Origin of the sequence: Cellulomonas septica, assembly GCF_012396155.1 — a bacterium.
Lineage (GTDB): Bacteria > Actinomycetota > Actinomycetes > Actinomycetales > Cellulomonadaceae > Cellulomonas > Cellulomonas septica.
In genome coordinates, this window is the sequence record NZ_JAAXOY010000743.1 from 1 (window position 1) to 1,531 (window position 1,531).

Annotated in this window: 1 protein-coding gene; it reads left to right on the forward strand. The window is 73.5% G+C overall.

From position 1 onward, the window contains the following. Positions 1 to 99: 99 nt before the first annotated feature. Positions 100 to 1,506, forward strand: coding sequence for an NAD-dependent malic enzyme (locus tag HGA02_RS18760; RefSeq protein ID WP_168680845.1), 1,407 nt, complete (start codon positions 100 to 102; stop codon positions 1,504 to 1,506). The last annotated feature ends 25 nt before the right edge of the window (positions 1,507 to 1,531 follow it).

The following is a 1,531-nucleotide window of genomic DNA, read 5'->3' on the forward strand; positions in this document are numbered from 1 at the left end:
CCACCCGCGTCAGCCGAGGACGCCACGGCCGGCTGGGCCCGCGGGCGACCGCGCGTCGATGCCGAGACGCGCCTCGCGCGGCGGGCCAGAATGAGGCGCATGGCGTCGCCGAGCGTGTCCTCGTCCATCACCGCCCGGCTCCAGGTGCAGGCCAGGCCGACGGCGGTCAGCGAGCTGACGACCGCGATCGAGGAGGCGGGCGGGATCGTCACGGCGCTCGACGTCACGGCGTCGGGGCACGAGCAGATGACGGTCGACGTCACGTGCGCGACGCGCGGCGAGCAGCACGCGGCGGACATCGTCGCGACGCTCAAGGACCTGCGCGGCGTGCTCGTCGACCGGGTGAGCGACCGGACGTTCCTCATGCACCTGGGCGGCAAGCTGTCGATCGAGTCGAAGGTGCCGCTGCGCAACCGCGACGACCTGTCGATGGCGTACACGCCGGGGGTGGCGCGGGTGTGCGAGGCGATCGCGGCCCGCCCGGAGGACGCCCGCCGGCTCACGATCAAGCGGAACACGATCGCTGTCGTCACGGACGGGACCGCCGTGCTGGGGCTCGGCAACATCGGCCCGCTCGCGGCGCTGCCCGTGATGGAGGGCAAGGCGGTGCTGTTCAAGCGGTTCGCGGGGATCGACGCGTTCCCGCTGGTCCTGGACACGACGGACGTCGACCAGATCGTCGAGACGGTCGTGGCGATCGCGCCGGCGTTCGCGGGCATCAACCTCGAGGACATCTCGGCGCCGCGGTGCTTCGAGGTCGAGCGTCGGCTGCGCGAGCGGCTCGACATCCCGGTGTTCCACGACGACCAGCACGGCACGGCGATCGTCGTGGTCGCCGCCCTGACGAACGCGCTCAAGGTGGTCCGCAAGGACATCGGCACGGTGCGGATCGTGCTGTCCGGCGCGGGTGCGGCGGGCACCGCGGTGCTGCGGCTGCTGCTCGCGGCGGGGGGGCGCGACGTGGTCGTCGCCGACATCGAGGGCGTCGTGCACGCGGACCGCCCGGGGCTGCCCGAGTCGTTGCGGTGGACCGCGTCGGTGACGAACCCGCGCGGCGTGACGGGGACGATCCCGCAGGCGCTGGCCGGCGCGGACGTGTTCATCGGGGTGTCCGCGCCCGACGTCATCACGGCGCAGGACGTGTCGACGATGGGCCGCGACGCGATCGTCTTCGCGCTCGCGAACCCGCGGCCGGAGGTGGACCCCGACGACGCGGCCCGCTACGCGGCGGTGGTCGGCACGGGCCGGTCGGACTTCGCGAACCAGATCAACAACGTGCTCGCGTTCCCGGGCCTGTTCCGGGGGCTGCTCGACGCGCAGTCGCACAAGATCACCGACCGGATGCTGCTCGCGGCGGCGTACGCGCTGGCGTCGACGGTCGCCGACGACGAGCTGAACCCGACGTACATCGTCCCGAGCGTCTTCCACCCGGACGTGGCGACGGTGGTCGCGGCGGCCGTCGAGCGCGAGGCGCGCGCCGACGCGGAGGCGACCGCGACCGCCTGACCGCTCGCGGCGTGCGGATCGCGTC